Below are 15,959 nucleotides of genomic sequence, written 5' to 3' on the forward strand. Positions count from 1 at the left end.
GCTCTCACCCGCACGCAGAGCACAAGGAGCACGAGGAGCACCATGAGCACGCAAGCCGACACCTCGGCCTGGTCGTTCGAGACCCGGCAGATCCACGCCGGAGCCGTCCCCGACCCGGCCACCGGCGCCCGCGCCACCCCGATCTACCAGACCACGTCCTTCGTGTTCCGGGACACCCAGCACGCCGCCGACCTGTTCGCGCTCGCGGAGCCGGGCAACATCTACACCCGGATCCACAACCCCACCCAGGACGTCCTCGAACAGCGGATCGCCGCGCTGGAGGGCGGCGTCGCCGCCGTCGCGCTGTCGTCCGGGCAGGCGGCGGAGACCCTCGCGATCCTGACGGTGGCGAGCGCGGGCGACCACATCGTCTCCAGCACGTCCCTCTACGGCGGCACGTACAACCTGCTGCGGCACACCCTGCCGAGGTTCGGCATCGAGGTGTCGTTCGTGGACGACCCGGACGACGCGGAGGCCTGGCGGGCGGCGATCCGGCCGAACACCAAGGCGCTGTTCGCGGAGTCGCTCGGCAACCCGCGAGGCAACGTCCTCGACATCCGGGCGGTCGCGGACGTGGCGCACGCGGCGGGCGTCCCGCTCATCGTGGACAACACCGTGCCGACGCCGTATCTGGTGCGGCCCATCGAGCACGGCGCGGACGTCGTCGTGCATTCGGCGACCAAGTTCCTCGGCGGGCACGGCACCACCATCGCCGGTGTGGTGGTGGACGCCGGCACCTTCGACTTCGGCGCGCACCCGGACCGCTTCCCCGACTTCAGCGAGCCCGACCCCAGCTACCACGGCCTGCGGTACTGGCCGGCGCTCGGCCCCGGGGCGTACGCGATCAAGCTGCGGGTGCAGCTGCTGCGCGACCTCGGTCCGGCGCTCTCCCCGCACTCGGCGTTCCTGCTGCTCCAGGGCGTGGAGACGCTGAGCCTGCGCATCGAGCGGCACTCGGCGAACGCGCTGGCGCTCGCACAGTGGCTGGAGCGGCGGGACGAGGTCGCCGTCGTCCACTACCCGGGCCTGGAGTCCAGCAGGTGGTACGAGGCGGGGCAGCGGTACCTGCCCCAGGGCGCGGGCGCCATCGTCTCCTTCGAGCTGCGGGACGGCATCGAGGCGGGCAAGCGGTTCGTGGACGCGGTGGAGCTGTTCAGCCATCTGGCGAACATCGGCGATGTGCGCAGCCTGATCATCCACCCGGCCTCCACGACCCACAGCCAGCTCGACGAGGAGCAGCTCACGGCGACCGGCACCTCGCCGGGCCTGGTGCGGCTGTCGGTCGGCATCGAGAACCTCGCCGATCTCAAGGCCGACCTGGAGGCGGGTTTCCGCGCGGCCAAGGGCGCCTAGGTGACGCTGCCGAAGGAGGTCTCCCTGCCACCGGCCACCGGCGCCTGGCGGGAGGGGGACCCGCCCGGGAGGCGGCGCTGGTACCCGGCCGAGCGGCCCCTCGCGCTGGAGGCGGGCGGTGAACTGCCGGGCGTACGACTGGCGTTCGAGACCTGGGGGAGGCTCGCGCCGGATGCCTCCAACGCCGTGCTGGTGCTGCACGCGCTCACCGGGGACAGCCATGTCGCCGGAGACGCCGGGGAGGGGCATCCGACGGCCGGCTGGTGGGACGCGCTGGTCGGACCGGGGCGGCCGCTGGACACCGACCGCTGGTTCGTGGTCGCGCCCAACGTGCTCGGCGGCTGCCAGGGCAGTACGGGCCCGGCCTCGACGCGTCCCGACGGACACCGGAGCTGGGGCGGGGCCTTCCCCTTCCTGACCCAGCGCGACCAGGTCGCCGCCGAGGCGGGGCTCGCGGACGCCCTCGGGGTGGCGCGCTGGGCGCTGGTCGTCGGCGGATCGATGGGCGGGATGCGGGCGGTGGAGTGGGCCGTGTCCCACCCGGAGCGGGTCGGTGCGCTGCTGCTGCTCGCCACGACGGCGGCGGCGAGCGCGGAGCAGATCGCCTGGGCGCAGATCCAGGTCGGGGCCGTGCGCGCCGACCCGCACTGGCAGGGCGGCGACTACCACGACACCGGCCGCGGCCCCCACACCGGACTGGGCCTCGCCCGTCGGCTCGCCCATGTCACCTACCGCAGCGAGCCGGAGCTGCGGACCCGTTTCGGCCGTGCGCCCCAGGAGAGGGAGGACCCCTTCCGGGGCGGGCGCTACCAGGTGGGCTCGTATCTCGACCACCACGCGGCCAAGCTGGTACGGCGGTTCGACGCGGCCAGCTATGTGGTGCTGTCCGAGGCGATGAACGCGCACGACGTCGGCCGGGGCCGGGGCGGTACGCGGGCCGCTCTCGGCCGGGTGACCGCGCCGACCCTGGTGGCCGGCGTGGACTCCGACCGCCTCTATCCGCTCGCCCAGCAGGCCGAGCTGGCGGCCCTGATCCCGTCCGCCGACCGGCTCCGGGTGATCGGGTCGCCGTACGGCCACGACGGGTTCCTGATCGAGACGGACCAGGTCGCCGCGCTCGTCCGGGAGATCCTCGGCCCGGGGGTCACCAGTCCCGGGTGGCGATGAGCTCCTCCATGTCCGCGTCGGTGAAGCCGTAGGCCCGGGCGATGAACCAGAAGTCCTCGGCTATCTCCTCCCGGGCCACGGTCTCGATCTCGCTGCCGGCCTCCCAGAAGGCGTCCTGGAGCGCGTTGAACTCCTCGGTGGCGGCCTGGGTCAGGACGTACAGCGCGTCGAGGTCCGCGGGCCGCTCCGCCTCGACCCGCCCGCACAGGCGCAGCAGGATGTCCCTGCCGCGGTCCACCACGGGGTCCGGGTAGTAGTCGTCCCTGTACAGCGCCTTCAGGAACGCGTGCCCCGTCACCTGCTCGTTCGTCACTGCCATGCCCGTCCCCGCCCTTGCGCCCCGTCGTGTTGTGATGGCATTCGCACCTGCACCACCGATCATGCACCACGCCACTGACAACGCCCCGGAGCCGCCCGATGACCCCTGCCGCACCCTCCTTCGCCCTTCTCCCCGGAGCCGCCGCCTCGCCGGTGATCCTGCATGTGCCGCACTCGGCACGGGAGATACCGGCCGGGGTGCGGGCGGACATCGTGCTGGACGACGCGGCGCTGGAACGGGAGCTGGACCACATCACCGACGCGCACACCGCCCGGATCGCCGAGGAGGCGGCCCGGCTGGCGGCCCCGACGCCCTGGCGGTTCGTCAACCGGCTGTCGCGGCTGGTCGTCGACCCGGAGCGGTTCCCGGACGAGCGGGAGGAGATGCGGGCCGTCGGGATGGGGGCCGTGTACACACGGACCACGCACGGGGAGGTGCTGCGGGGCGACGGCCACGACCCCGGGCCGCTGGTCGAGCGGTACTTCGGGCCGTACGCCGACGCCATGGCCGAGGCGGTGCGGGAGCGGCTCGCGGCGGTCGGGCGGGCGGTGGTGGTCGACGTGCACTCGTATCCGACCGAGCGGCTGCCCTACGAGCTGCACGGCGCGGGGCCGCGCCCGCCGGTCTGTCTGGGCACCGACGCCTTCCACACCCCGCCGGAGCTGCTCGCCGCCGCGCGGGCCGCGTTCGCGGGGATCGGGGAGACCGGGCTGGACAGCCCGTTCGCCGGGACGTACGTCCCCCTGGAGCACTACGGGCGGGAGCCGGCGGTGTCCGCGCTGATGGTGGAGATCCGGCGGGACACCTACATGAGCGAGCCGGGCGGGCCGGCCGGGGCGGGGCTGCCCCGGCTGGCCTCGGCCCTCGCGGCGCTGGTGGACGCCGTGTCCTGAGCGCCGCCCGCGGTCAGGCCCGCATCCACTCCGTGACGACCACCTCGCCGCCGGTCCGCAGCCGCAGGGCGAACGGGCCGGTGGGCGGGGTGGGGCAGACGAAGCGGCCCATGGCGTCGGCGGTGAGCGAGGCACCCGCGCGCGGGCCGTGCAGGACCTCGACCGAGGCGGACTGCGGCGGCAGCAGCTGGCCCAGCAGCCCCTCCTCGGACACCTCCACGTCGACCGTGAGCCCACCGGTGTGGAAGGTCAGCATCCGGGGCACGTCCTCGGCTCCCCTGACGGGGATCGCGTCGGTCAGCGAGTCGAAGGTCAGCTCGGCGATCCGGGCGTCCAGGTCGTGCAGCGCGTACGCCTCGACGGCGATCCGGCACAGCTCCGCCGGGACCGGATCGAGAATGGCGGCGGCCTGCCGGAGTTCCTCCTCCAGGCTCCCGAGGTCGAACTCGTCGTCCTCGAAGCCGTCGTCCAACGCGTCGTCCAACCCGTCGTCGAACCTGCCGCCGAACCCGTCGTCGAACCTGTCGTCGCTCATGCCGTTCACAGTGCTCCCCGTGCGTCGAGTCGGGCCCGCAGGCGGCGCAGACATCGCTGGCGCATCGGTCCGATGCTGCCCACGGCGATGCCGAGTGCGCTCGACACCTCCTGGTAGCTCGGCGGCGGCGAGGAGATCAGCACCCGCAGCAGCTGCCGGCAGCGGTCGCCGAGCGCCTCGAGCTCCTGCCACAGGAAGCGGACGCGCTCGCTCTGCACGGCCGCCTCCTCCGCGTCGAGGACCGACTGCTCGGGCGTCGGTTCGTCGCTGGCGCGGTCGAGCAGCTGGGGATCGTCGGTCGGTGTCAGCCGCCTTAAGCTCTTGAGCACCTTCAGGCACTCGTTGCGCGCGGTGCTCGCGATCCACGATCCCGCCTTCTCCGGTTCGCGGATCCGGCCGAGGTGCTGGGCGAAGCGGAACCACACGGTCTGGTAGACCTCGTGTCCGTCGGCCTCGGAGAGCCGGTGCGCGCGCACGACCGACCACACCAGCGGACTCAGCCCTTCCACGAGCGCCTTCCAGGCCGCCGTTTCACCGTCGACGGCCGACCGGACGAGCGCGCCGACATCTGTACGGTCCACGGCCCCACCCCTCGTGTACGGCCTGTCATCGTACGCCGTGACGGGTGCTCCTTCGGACCTCACGCGGTTCCCGCCCGCCCGCTCAGGACGGGCCGACCGGGGCCGGACGCCAGCCGGCCGGGCGCAGCGCCGGGACGTGCGCCCCGCGCACCTCGGCGAACGCGGTGTTCTTCTCGAGCAGTTGACGGGCGGCGGCACGGGGATCGGTCTCCTTGTTCGCGGTCATGTGGGCGGCGACGAGCCCGGCGACCAGGGGGGTGGCGAAAGAGGTCCCGCTCCAGGAGGCGAACCCCTCGAACATCACCTGGTCCGGTTTGCCCGAGCCGTCGCTCAGCACGCCGGTGTGGCGCGGGGAGCGGCAGGTGCAGGCGTAGCCGAAGCCGTAGCGGCAGCTTTCGTAGGTGGAGTGCTGGTAGACGTAGGGGACGGGTGCGGCGAAGCCGGTGAGGGCGCCGGTGAGGCGCTCGCCGGGGGCGTAGACCCGTACCCAGGGGCCGTGGTTGCTGAAGCAGGCGCCGAACTCGCCGTCGGCGCGCAGCGCGCCGACCGACAGCACGGCGTCGGCGTACTCGGGCAGGGAGCCGTAGGCGGCGGGCCAGAAGGGGGTGGCGCTGGCGTTGTTGCCGGCGGCCGCCACCAGCAGGGTGCGCTGTGCGCGCAGGGCCCGCAGGAACGCGTCGAGGCCGAGGAGGCCGTCGACCCGGCCGTTGGAGGTGCCGGCGGAGAGGCTGAGGATGTCCGGCCAGCCGCCCTGCTCCACGGCGTCGAAGAGTTTCTCGCCGAACTCGTCCTCGAGGATCGCGCCGCAGTCGTTGAGCGTGTTGCGTACGGTCACGTCGGTGTTGGGCGCGACGGCCGCGACCAGTCCGGCGATGAACGTGCCGTGGCCGACGTACTGCTGGAGGACGCCGTCCTCGTCGGTCTCGCGGATCTGGAGGTCGCCGTCGGTGTGGGCGAGCGGGGGGTAGGAGCGGTAGTCGTGCATCAGGCCGGTGTCGATCACCAGGACGCCGACGGCGGTGTCCGGGTCGTGGCCGCCGTCGGCCGGGGCGGGGTTGGGCCGGCCGGTGGCCGGGGCGGGCACGGGTTCGTCGCCGGGGCAGGCGTTGACGGAGATCGACACCACGTGGTTGCGGCTGACGAGGCGGTGTCCGGTACGGCCCTCCGCCTCGCGCAGGGCGCGCACGGCGCCGGCGACGGCGTGGTCGGCGGTATGGTCGCCGTGGCCGGGGTCGCCGACCCGGATACGGGTGATGCCGGAGCGGTTGGTGCGCGGGCCCGCGCGGCGGACGTCGTCGGCGGTCAGGCCGTCGGTCGCGGTGAAGTGGGCGCGGACGGTGTCTTCGACGACCTGTGCCTCCTCGCCGTCGCGGGCGAGGACGACGCCCTTCTCGTAGATGAACTCGGCGGAGTCGTCGGGCCCCATCGCGAGCGGTACGCCGGGCAGCGCGCGCTGGATCTGGTCGAACTGTTCGTGGAATCGCCGTGGTGCCATGGCGTGTGTCCTCCCCCTGGCCGGTGTGTCGTCAGTCAGATCCGCGACGCGGTCCGCTGATACAGGTGGTGCGACGGCGGGGACGGTGGTGCGGTTGCGGAACGGGGTGGCGTACTTGTGTGCGTACGCCACCCCTGCCCCCGCCGATACCGGCCGATACGGCTCCCAACTGGTGTGGCCTGCCGTGCGGAGCACTACCATCCGTGGAGTGACAGCGGGAAACGACCCGGTTCTGGAACTGCTGCCGATGGTGTTCGCCGCCCCCAACGACGCGTTGTCGCGGGCGGAGGGAGTGCTCGCCACCGATCCGACGCCGTTGACCGCCTCGGTGGCGCATCAGGTGATCGGTATCTGGCAGCGCGACTGGGGCGACATGCGGCTCGCCCTGGACCATCTGCGGCGCGCCCGCGACCTGGCGGCGCGCGCGGACTCCGCGGAGCGCGAGGCGGACGTGCTGGCCACGCTCGGGGTGGCGCTGGTGCACGCCGGCCGCACCCGGCAGGGCCTGACGGCCTTCGAGCGGGGGATCGAGCGCGGGACGGGCCACACCCGCGCGCGCGTGCTGTACCGGCGGGCCTACTCGTGGTGGGTGCTCGGGCACCACCCGCAGGCCCTGGAGGACGTACGGCGGGCGATCCCGGTGCTGCGGCAGGCGGACGACGTCATCTGGACGGCGCGTGCGCTGACCCTGCGCGCCACCGTGCACCTCGCGCTCGGGGCGGTGGAGCGGGCGGACGCGGACTTCACGGCCGCCGAGGCGCTGTGGGACACCACCGGCCAGGAGCACGACAAGGCGGACGCGGTGGAGAGCCGGGGCCTGGCCGCGTTCCGCTCCGGGGACGTCCCGGCGGCGCTGCGGCTCCTCGACGAGGCCGAGGAGCGGTACGCCAAGCTCGGCACCCCCACCTTCATGCTCAACATCCGCCGCTGCGAGGTGCTGATGGCGGCCGGGCTGGCGCCGGAGGCGCTGGCCGAGGCGGACGCGGCCATAGCGGTCCTGGACGGCATCGGCGGCCAGTCCACCCGCAAGGCCGAACTGCTGCTGGCCGCCGCCAGGGCCGCCCGGCTGGCGGGCGATCCGGGTACGGCGATCGCGCGGGCGGCGGTGGCCGTGCGGCTGTTCGCCGGGCAGCGGCGCACCTGGTGGGAGGCGCACGCCCAGCTCGTGCTGATCGACGCGCGGGTGGCCGCCGGGCGTGGTTCGGGACGGCTGGTCGCCGACACCGTCAAGGTGGCGGAGCGGCTGTCCTCGTTCGGGGCGCCGGCCGCGCCGGAGGCCTGGCTGCTCGCGGGCCGGATCGCGCTCGGCCTCAACTGGTCGGCGGACGCCGAACGCTATCTGGAGGTCGCGGCGCGCAGCCGGCGCAGCGGGCCGCCGCTGGCGCGGATGACGGGCTGGGCGGCCCAGGCGCTGTGGGCCCGGGCCACCGGGTCGGACCGGGGGGTGCTGGAGGCCTGCCGGCGCGGCCTCGCCGTCCTCGACGACCACCGGACGACGCTGGGCGCCTCGGAGCTGCGGGCCCGGGCCACCGCGCAGGGGGCCGAACTGGCCGCGCTGGCCCAGCAGGTGAGCCTGGAACGGGGCGGGCCCCGCCGGCTGCTGGAGTGGAGCGAGCGCTGGCGGGCGACGGCCCTGTCCACCCCGCCGACCCGGCCGCCCGCCGACCCGGCGCTGCTGAGCGGGCTGACCGCGTTCCGGGTGATCGCGGCGCGCGCGGAGGAGGCCCGGATGGACGGGCGTCCGGTGCCGGCCCTGGAGCGGGAGCAGCGCCGGCTGGAGCGGGAGATCCGCTCCCGCACCCTGCACATCCGCGGTCATGCGCCGGGGCACGGCGGCCGGTTCGACGCGGGCCGGCTCCTGGACCGGCTCGGTGACGGGCGGCTCGTCGAACTCGCCGTACTGGACGGGCGGGTGCAGGTGCTGCTGTGCGGCGGGGGGCGGGTGCGGCGGTTCACGGGCGGGCTGCTGGCGGAGGCGGAACGCGAGGCCGAGTACGTGCAGTCGGCGCTGCGCCGGCTGGCCCACCCCGGCGGGGAGGCGCGGCTGCCGCTGGCCGAGACGGCGGGGCGGCGGCTGGAGGAGCTGCTGCTGGGCGAGGCGGCCGGGCGGCTGGGCACGGGGCCGGTGGTGGTCGTGCCCCCGGCACGGCTGCACCGGGTCCCCTGGGCGCTGCTGCCCTCGCTGCGCGAGCGGGTGGTGAGCGTGTCGCCGTCGGCGAGCGCCTGGCTGCGGGCCCGGGACACCGAGCCACCGCCCGGCGGCCGGCAGGTCCTGGTGCGCGGCCCGGGGCTGGCGACCGGTGGCGCCGAGGTGCCGGAGGTGGCCGGCCGGTACGGCAGACCCACGGTGCTGGAGCAGGCCGACGCGCACGGGAACCGGGTGCTGCGGGAACTGGACGGGGCGGCGCTGGCGCACATCGCCGCGCACGGCACCTTCCGCGCGGACAGCCCGATGTTCTCGGCGCTGCGGATGGCCGACGGCCCGCTGATCGTCCATGACTTCGAGCGGCTCGCCCGCAGCCCGTACCGGATCATCCTCTCCAGCTGTGACACCGCCCGGCTCGCCTCGGTCGGCGCCGACGAACTCCTCGGTCTGGTCACCGCGTTGCTCCCGCTGGGCACGGCGGGCGTGGTGGCGAGCAGCGCGCCGGTGAACGACGCGGCGGTCGTGCCGCTGATGCTGGCCCTGCACAAGGGCCTCAGCGACGGCGCCGGTCTCGCGGAGGCGCTGCGCGACGCACGGGCCGCCCTGCCGGGGGACGCGCTGCACCAGGCGACGGGGTGGGCGTTCACGGCGTTCGGCGCGGCGTGAACGCCCCCTAGGCGGGTTGCTCCATCAGGCAGGGCAGGGCCGCCCGGTCCCCGGCGCCGAGGCGCGTGTACGCGCCGTAGAGGTGGTTGCCGACCGTGCGGACGGACAGGGTGAGCCGTTCGGCGATCTGACGGTTGCTCAGTCCGGCGGCGGCGAGGGTGACGATCTGCCGCTGCCGGGCGGTGAGTTCGCCCAGGGCCGGTCCGGACAGGGCCGGGGTGCGCGCGCCCGGGCAGCGGCGGGCCAGGGCGACGGCCCGGGTGCGGGCGGTGCGGGCGGCCGTGGGGTCGCGGTGGACCCGTACCGACTGGGCGTGCGCCTCCGCCGCGAACAGCAGGAACCCACGCTCCGCCAGGTCCTCGGCGACCCGGTCCAGGGCGGGACCGTCGGCGTCGGCGAGGGCCTGGGCGTGGCGGGCGAAGACACTGCCGGGCGGGAGGAGACCGAGGGCTTCCTCGGGGGTGCCGAGGCGTACGGCGGCGTAGGGGTCGCCGTCGCGGGCCACCTCCGCCTGGCCCAGCTCTGCCGCCGCCCGATCGAGTTCACGCAGGCATGCGGCGTCCTGCGCCGCGCTCGCCAGTCCCTCCCGCGCCCAGGCGGCGGCCTCGCGGGGTTGTCCGCGCAGGCGGGCGTGGCGGGCACGGACGGCCGCGTACCCGGGCGGGACGGGCTCCCCCTCGGCGACCAGCCACTCCCCCACCGGGGCCCGCCCGGCGCGGACGTCGGCCCGGGCGATGCCGTGGGCCAGGGCGGCCGACTCCGCGTCGAGGGCGTCGTCCAGGGGCCGGCGGCCCGCGCTCAGCCGCCGCGCGCGCAGCCGTCCGGCGGCGGCCCGCAGCACGGGACCGTGGAGGGGGTCGGCCAGGCGTACGGTCGCGGGCTCGCCGTCGTCCGCCTCGATCAGGCCGTCCGCCTCCAGGCGTTCGAGGACCCGCAGATCGAGGGAGTCCGCGGGCAGCGGCAGGGGTTCGGCGAAGGCGAGCCGGTCGAGGGTCTCGCGTTCCTCCGGACAGGGGCGGGAGAGGACGGGGGCGGCGCGTTCGCGGAGGGTGGGGGTCAGCGGGACCCGGCCGCGCCAGGCCGGCTCCTCGGTGCCGGGCGCCGGCCTGAGGAAGCCCTCGTCGCGTACGGCGGCCAGGAGGTCGCGCAGCAGGCGCAGGTCGCCCCGGCACATGCGGTGCAGCCGGTCGACGGTGAGGGGGGCGAGGGGGCCGCCCGCGTCGGCCGCGAGCAGCTGGGCGATGTCCTCGGCGGGGAGGGGCTCCAGGGCCAGGCGGGGCAGCAGCTCGCCGGTCCACAGCCGGGTGACGGCGTCCGGTGCGCGGACGCCCTCGGTGACGACGACCAGCAGCCGGGTGCGGCCCCGGACGGCGAGCTGGTGCAGCAGCGCGGCGGAGGCGTCGTCGAGCAGATGGGCGTCGTCGACCAGCAGCAGCCGGAGGTCGGAAAGGAGCCGGACGGCCCGGTGGAGGGTGACGCGCTCGGGGAGCAGGTGGGCGAACGCGGCGAAGGCGGTGCCCCGGGTGCCGGGGGTGCCGGCCGCACGGGCGCAGTCGGTGGAGCGGACCGCCTCGGCCGCCAGCCGTGTGCGGCCGCAGCCCGCCGGTCCCGTCAGCACGATGCCCGGCCGGCCCGCCGCCAGCGAACGGCGCACCAGCTCCCGTTCCTCCTCCCGTCCGGTGAACGGCAAGGGCAGGCGGAGGGTCCCGGCGTACGTCTCGATCGTCGTCACGTCATCAGGAGCCCGGATGCTCAGGTCTGATACAGGGCGACTTGAGTAGCCCCCGACTCAGGCGCCCGGCCCGGCCGTCACGCACCCTGGTGCCCATGACCGCCCGCTACTGCTCGCTCGCACAGCAGCCGGTCCCCGCGTTCGCGCCGGGGCTGGCCGCCGAGCGGCTGGGCGCGCTCATGAGCGGGCGCCGGATGTGGGTCAACGGCACGGTCCTGCACTACCACTTCTTCACCGGCGAGAGCGACGCCTCGGTGATCCCGGTGCCGGGGGCGGGGGGCACCCGGCGGGTGTCGTGGGTCGGCGGCGGGGACCAGCGCGACGTGGTGCGCGACTGCTTCCGCGAGTGGGCCGGGCTCGGGATCGGGGTGTCGTTCGCCGAGGTCGCGGACCGTTCGGAGGCTGAGCTGCGCATCGGCTTCCAGCAGGGGGACGGGTCCTGGTCGGCGGTGGGCCGGGACGCGCTGTTCGCGGGGCTCAACGAGCGGACCATGAACTTCGGCTGGGATCTGACCGCTCCCGGGGAGCGGGCGACGGCCCTGCACGAGATCGGGCACGCGCTCGGCATGCAGCACGAGCACCAGAGCCCGTTCGCCGGCATCCACTGGGACGACGAGGCGGTCTACGCCGATCTGGCGGGCCCGCCGAACCACTGGAGCCGGGACCGCACGTTCTTCAACGTCCTGCGCAAGCTGGATCCGGCCGAGGTCAACGGCTCGGTGTGGGATCCGCAGTCCGTGATGGAGTACCCCTTCGCGGCGGGGCTGATCCTGGAGCCGGAGCAGTTCCGGGGCGGGGTCCACCCGCCGGGGGCGCTCTCCCCGCTGGACAAGGAGTTCGTGCTGCGCTGGTACCCGCCGCTGGACGCACCGCGGCCGCCGGCGCTGGTGCCGTTCCGGTCGGTGGCGCTGTCGCTGGGGCCTGGCGAGCAGGCCGACTTCACCGTGGAGCCGAGGGAGACCCGCGAGTACACCGTCGGCACCTTCGGGGAGAGCGACTCCGTCGTCGTGGTCTTCGAGGAACGGGACGGCGAACCCCGCTTCCTGGCCGGCCGGGACGACGGCGGCACCCCGCGCAACGCCACGATCGGGGCCCGGCTCGTCAAGGGCCGCCGCTACTTCGTCCGGGTCCGCCTGTATTCGGGCTGGGGTTCGGGCGAGACGGCGGTCATGTGCTGGTGAGCGGCACGGGACCGCGTACCGACCACTGTCCGGCGCCGGGGGGGAAGGGCCGGGGGTGACGTCTCCTTCGGGGGAGGGAGACGTCACCCCCGGCCGCGCCGTCCCGGGGCCCGGTACGAACGGGATGTTTCCGTCGTGCGAACAGGTGGCCCGGTGGCGGGACGGCGGCGTCCGGACGGTGTGATCATGACGCCATGCTCCCGGGAGAGGATCGCGCGGCCCGGCGGGTGCTGACGGTCTGTCTGGCGGCCGGGGCGACGACCCTGCTGGACCAGTCGGTCCTCAACATCGCCGTGCCGGCGCTGCGTCAGTCGCTGTCGGCCACCGCCATGGACGTGCAGTGGATCGTCTCCGGTTACTCGCTCGCCTTCGGACTGGCCCTGGTGCCCGGCGGCAGCCTGGGGGATGTGCGCGGTCGCAAACATCTGTTCCTGGTCGGCCTCGCCACGTTCGTGGTGTGCGGGGTGATCGCCGCCACCGGGACCCGGCCCGGCACGGTGGTGGCGGCCCGGCTGGTGCAGGGCGCCGGTGCCGGACTGGTGAACTCCCAGGTGATCGGCACCCTCCAGGACGTCTTCCGGGGTCTGGACCGGGCGCGCGCCCTCGGTCTGTACGCCGTCACCGGCGGTGTGGCGGCGGCGCTGGGTCCGGCGCTCGGCGGCGCCCTGGTCGCGCTGTGCGGTCCGGGCACGGGCTGGCGGCTGTGCCTGCTGCTGAGCGCGCCGTGCGGGGTGGTCACCCTGTGGCTGGCGGCCCGCCGGCTGCCCCCTCCCCGGCGCGTCGCCGCGCCCGGCCGCCCGGACGTCTGGGGACTGGTGTGCGTCGCGGCGCTGACGCTGTCGCTGATGCTGCCGTTCATGAGGACACCCGGCAGCGGCCGAGCGGTCACGCTGTGGGGAGCGGCGGCGTTCGCGGCGGCGGGCGCTCTGGTGCTCGGGCAGTGGTGGCGGATACGACGGGAGCGGGTGCCGCTGCTGCATCCGGCACTGGTGCGGTCGGCGCCCTACGCGCTCGGCACGGTCGTCGCGATGGCACAGTTCGGCTCGTCGATGGCGGCGAGTCTCGTGCTGACGCTGTTCCTCCAGAGCGGGCTCGGCCTGTCGGCGCTCACGACGGCGGCCGTGACCCTGCCGTCGGCCGTCGCCATGGGCGTGTCGTCGGCGGTGGCATGGCGGGTGGTGCGCCGGATCGGCGCGCACACGGTCACCGCCGGACTGGCCCTCGGGATCCTCGCGCTGCTGGGCGGCGCGCTGGCGGCGACGCACCTGCCGCTCGCCGTGCTGCCCGTGGCGCTGGCCGTGGTCCAGCTGGGCGCGGGGGTCGCGGGCGGTCTGGCGGTCTCCCCCAACCAGGCCAGGGTGCTCCAGCACGCGCCCGCCGAGGCGGCGGGGGTGGCGGGCGGCATCCTTCAGATGGCCCAGCGGATCGCCGCGGCGGTGTGTCTGAGCGCGGTGTCCGGGATCTATCTGCGGGGATCGACGGGGGCGGAGGGGGCCGAAGGGGCGGCACCGAGGTCGGCGTTCGCGGTGGCGTCGGTGGTGTGCGCGGGGCTGCTGGGGGTGGGGCTGGTGCTGAGCGCGGTGCTGCGGCGGGAGCCCTCCGCGGTCAGGCACCCGTCTCCAGCGGTCGTGCCGGATCCCTCGACCACTCCTCCAGCGAACCGTCGTACAACGAGACGTCCGCGCGACCCAGCAGGGTGAGGGCCAGCGCCGTCCCCGCGGCGGAGATGCCCCCGCCGCAGTACAGGACGACCGGTGTGTCCCGGGTGCCGAGCACGGCGCCGACGCGGGCGGCGAGGTCGGCCTGCGGCAGCACGCGGCCCTGGCTGTCGAGCAGTTCGCGGCCGGGAAGACTGCGGCTTGCGGGAATGTGTCCCCGGCGGCTGTACCGCGTGGGGACGGACCCGTCGTACCCGCCGGCGGGCAGGGCGCAGACGAGCGTCCCGGGGCGCTCGCCCCGGCTGATGGCGGCCACCTCGTGGACATCGGTCCACACCCCGGGACGCGGTCGCGGGGTCACCGGGGTGACCGGCCGTTCCGGCTCCGCCTCCTCGCCGGAGGCGACCGGCCGGCCGGCCGCCGACCAGACCTCCAGCCCGCCGTCGAGCACGGCCGCGGGCACCGAGACGGCCCGCAGCATCCACCACAGCCGCGCCGCCCAGATCCCGCCCCCGGAGTCGTAGGCGACCACCGAGCACCCCTCCCCCACGCCGACCCGGGCGAGTGCGGCGGCCAGCGCGCCGGGGGACGGCACGGCGAAGTGGTACGGGGCCTCCCGGTCGGAGAAGTCGCCGGTCAGATCGGCGTGCCGGGAGCCGGGGAGGTGACGCTCGAGCCAGGTGCCGCGACCGCTCGCCGAGCGGTGGTCGCCGTCGTGCCGGGGCGAGGGCAGCAGCGCGGTGGCGTCCAGCACCACCAGACGCGGATCGCCGAGGCGGGCGGCCAGCCAGGCGTCGTCGACCAGGGGACCGGGCAGGGGGGAGGGGGTCATGGCGGCCGATGCTACGCCCGCGACCTGCGCGTCTTGCCCGTCGGGCAGCACCGTCTCACATTCCGGATCATGCTTGCGCGATGCCGGTCGGCTGCCGTTATGGTTTCGGCCATCTACGCGGGAGCCCCTCCCCGACCGGGCTGAGAGGGCGTCTGGGATCCGTGCGCCGAGCACGGTCCCCATGGGGACGCCGACCGCACCAACCGCACCAGCCAGGTGCCCCGCGTAGGAGTTCACGTGTCCGCAGCAGTAGAGCCGAAGCCTCCGGTGGCCTGTGCCCCGGTGTGCGGCTCCTGTTGTTGTCGCCGCTCCCGCTGACACGTCCCACCCCCTCGTCTCTCTTCCCGCCGCGTCCGCGCGCGCAGTTCCCGGAGTACCTCCATGCCTCACGTACGGGTCATGCTCGACTATTTCCACCCGTGGCCCAATGCGGCCGGTCTGTACGTCTCCCGTGCCCGTACCTGGTTCGACGAGGCCGGTCTGGACGTGGAGTTGGTGGTGCAGGACCCGGGGCGGGGCGACACCCTGGAGTATCTGGCCCGGGGCGAGGTGGACTTCGGCATCTTCCCGCCGAACAGACTGCTGGAGCGCCGCGCCCGGCACCGCCAGCCACTGATCGCCGTGGCCGCCGTCAACCACCGGGGCCTGGAGGCGATCCAGACCACCGCCTCGACCGGCATCACCCGCCCCCGCGACCTCGCCGGCCGGCGGATCGCCTACAACCCGACGCCGCGCGGCCGCGCGATGGTCCGTCACCTCGTCGCCGCCGACGGCGGTGATCCGGACGCCGTGATCACCGTGGACGCGGGCGCCCGCGAACTGACCGTGGACGACATCGAGGCGGGCGAGGCCGACGCGACCTTCGGCGCCTACTGGTCCTGGGACGCGCTGCGCGGCGGCCTGCCGGAGGAGCGGCGGGTGACGTGGCCGGTGGACGAGATCGGCGCGCCCCGCTACCACAGCTATCTGCTGGGCACGAGCGACCGGCTGCTCACCGAACAGCCCTCACTCGTGCGGGACTTCCTGGCCGTGACGGCCCGCGGCTACACGGCCGCCGCTCGGGAACCCGACCGCACACTGGAGTTGCTGGAGCGGGTCATCCCGTACTTCCCCCGCCCCCTCATCGCGCGTTCGCTCGCCCTCGTCGCGCCCACCTGGACGGACACGGACGGCCGCTGGGGTGTGATCGACGCGGACCGGATGGGTCCGTACGCGCACTGGCTCGCGGAGAACGGGGCCCTCACGGACGACCGGCACTGGGACCGGTCCTTCACCAACGGCCTGCTGGACGTGGCCGCGTGACGCTGCTGACCCGACGCCTGGCCGTCGACTTCAAGCGGGTGGACAGCGCGCTGTGTCGGGCCTGACCGCCCCTCGCCGCCCGACTCCCCCTCCGTACGA

Annotated in this window: 13 protein-coding genes; 7 read left to right on the forward strand and 6 right to left on the reverse strand. The window is 74.9% G+C overall.

All coding sequences use genetic code 11. The features are described from left to right. The first annotated feature begins 42 nt into the window (after positions 1-42). Positions 43-1,353, forward strand: coding sequence for a bifunctional o-acetylhomoserine/o-acetylserine sulfhydrylase (locus AQJ64_RS24265; protein WP_055636937.1), 1,311 nt, complete (start codon positions 43-45; stop codon positions 1,351-1,353). Then, the gene (metX, locus tag AQJ64_RS24270; protein WP_079061926.1) at positions 1,354-2,520 is read left to right on the forward strand and encodes a homoserine O-acetyltransferase MetX; all 1,167 of its coding nucleotides are present in this window, start codon (positions 1,354-1,356) and stop codon (positions 2,518-2,520) included. Here metX and AQJ64_RS24275 read toward each other — a convergent pair. Then, a complete protein-coding gene (locus AQJ64_RS24275; RefSeq protein WP_055636936.1) occupies positions 2,498-2,839 on the reverse strand; it encodes a DUF5713 family protein in 342 nt (113 codons plus the stop codon). The genes metX and AQJ64_RS24275 overlap by 23 nt on opposite strands. A gap of 98 nt (positions 2,840-2,937) precedes the next feature. Between AQJ64_RS24275 and AQJ64_RS24280 the strand changes: the two genes are divergently transcribed. Continuing rightward, positions 2,938-3,732, forward strand: a complete 795-nt coding sequence (locus AQJ64_RS24280) for an N-formylglutamate amidohydrolase (protein WP_055636935.1) — start codon at positions 2,938-2,940, stop codon at positions 3,730-3,732. Between the two features lie 13 nt (positions 3,733-3,745). Here AQJ64_RS24280 and AQJ64_RS24285 read toward each other — a convergent pair whose 3' ends face one another. The 3 genes from AQJ64_RS24285 to AQJ64_RS24295 form a co-directional block, all read right to left on the reverse strand. Next, positions 3,746-4,267 (reverse strand): hypothetical protein, encoded by a 522-nt coding sequence (locus tag AQJ64_RS24285; protein ID WP_240512836.1) that lies wholly within the window; start codon positions 4,265-4,267, stop codon positions 3,746-3,748. Positions 4,268-4,272: 5 nt separating this feature from the next. Further along, positions 4,273-4,848: an RNA polymerase sigma factor gene (locus AQJ64_RS24290; RefSeq protein WP_055636934.1), complete on the reverse strand. Its 576-nt coding sequence runs from the start codon at positions 4,846-4,848 to the stop codon at positions 4,273-4,275. 82 nt (positions 4,849-4,930) lie between these two features. Next, positions 4,931-6,343, reverse strand: coding sequence for a S8/S53 family peptidase (locus tag AQJ64_RS24295; protein ID WP_059202980.1), 1,413 nt, complete (start codon positions 6,341-6,343; stop codon positions 4,931-4,933). 247 nt (positions 6,344-6,590) lie between these two features. Between AQJ64_RS24295 and AQJ64_RS24300 the strand changes: the two genes are divergently transcribed. Then, positions 6,591-9,155 carry a CHAT domain-containing protein gene (locus tag AQJ64_RS24300; RefSeq protein ID WP_055638829.1) on the forward strand — a complete coding sequence of 855 codons (2,565 nt, stop codon included), beginning with the start codon at positions 6,591-6,593 and terminating at the stop codon, positions 9,153-9,155. 7 nt (positions 9,156-9,162) lie between these two features. On the opposite strand, the gene AQJ64_RS24305 is transcribed toward AQJ64_RS24300, so the two are convergent. Continuing rightward, positions 9,163-10,887 (reverse strand): LuxR family transcriptional regulator AbsR2, encoded by a 1,725-nt coding sequence (locus AQJ64_RS24305; protein WP_059202981.1) that lies wholly within the window; start codon positions 10,885-10,887, stop codon positions 9,163-9,165. Between the two features lie 95 nt (positions 10,888-10,982). On the opposite strand from AQJ64_RS24305, the gene absR1 reads away from it, so the two are divergent. Continuing rightward, positions 10,983-12,068 (forward strand): beta-glucuronidase AbsR1, encoded by a 1,086-nt coding sequence (gene absR1, locus AQJ64_RS24310; RefSeq protein WP_059202982.1) that lies wholly within the window; start codon positions 10,983-10,985, stop codon positions 12,066-12,068. 194 nt (positions 12,069-12,262) lie between these two features. Then, positions 12,263-13,768, forward strand: coding sequence for an MFS transporter (locus AQJ64_RS24315; RefSeq protein ID WP_211286504.1), 1,506 nt, complete (start codon positions 12,263-12,265; stop codon positions 13,766-13,768). Here AQJ64_RS24315 and AQJ64_RS24320 read toward each other — a convergent pair. After that, the gene (locus tag AQJ64_RS24320; protein ID WP_055634386.1) at positions 13,674-14,558 is read right to left on the reverse strand and encodes a sulfurtransferase; all 885 of its coding nucleotides are present in this window, start codon (positions 14,556-14,558) and stop codon (positions 13,674-13,676) included. The two genes, AQJ64_RS24315 and AQJ64_RS24320, sit on opposite strands and share 95 nt — an antisense overlap. 381 nt (positions 14,559-14,939) lie before the next feature. On the opposite strand from AQJ64_RS24320, the gene AQJ64_RS24325 reads away from it, so the two are divergent. Next, positions 14,940-15,860 (forward strand): ABC transporter substrate-binding protein, encoded by a 921-nt coding sequence (locus AQJ64_RS24325; protein WP_055634364.1) that lies wholly within the window; start codon positions 14,940-14,942, stop codon positions 15,858-15,860. Positions 15,861-15,959 lie beyond the last annotated feature (99 nt).

Origin of the sequence: Streptomyces griseoruber (assembly GCF_001514205.1) — a bacterium.
GTDB classification, from domain to species: domain Bacteria; phylum Actinomycetota; class Actinomycetes; order Streptomycetales; family Streptomycetaceae; genus Streptomyces; species Streptomyces griseoruber.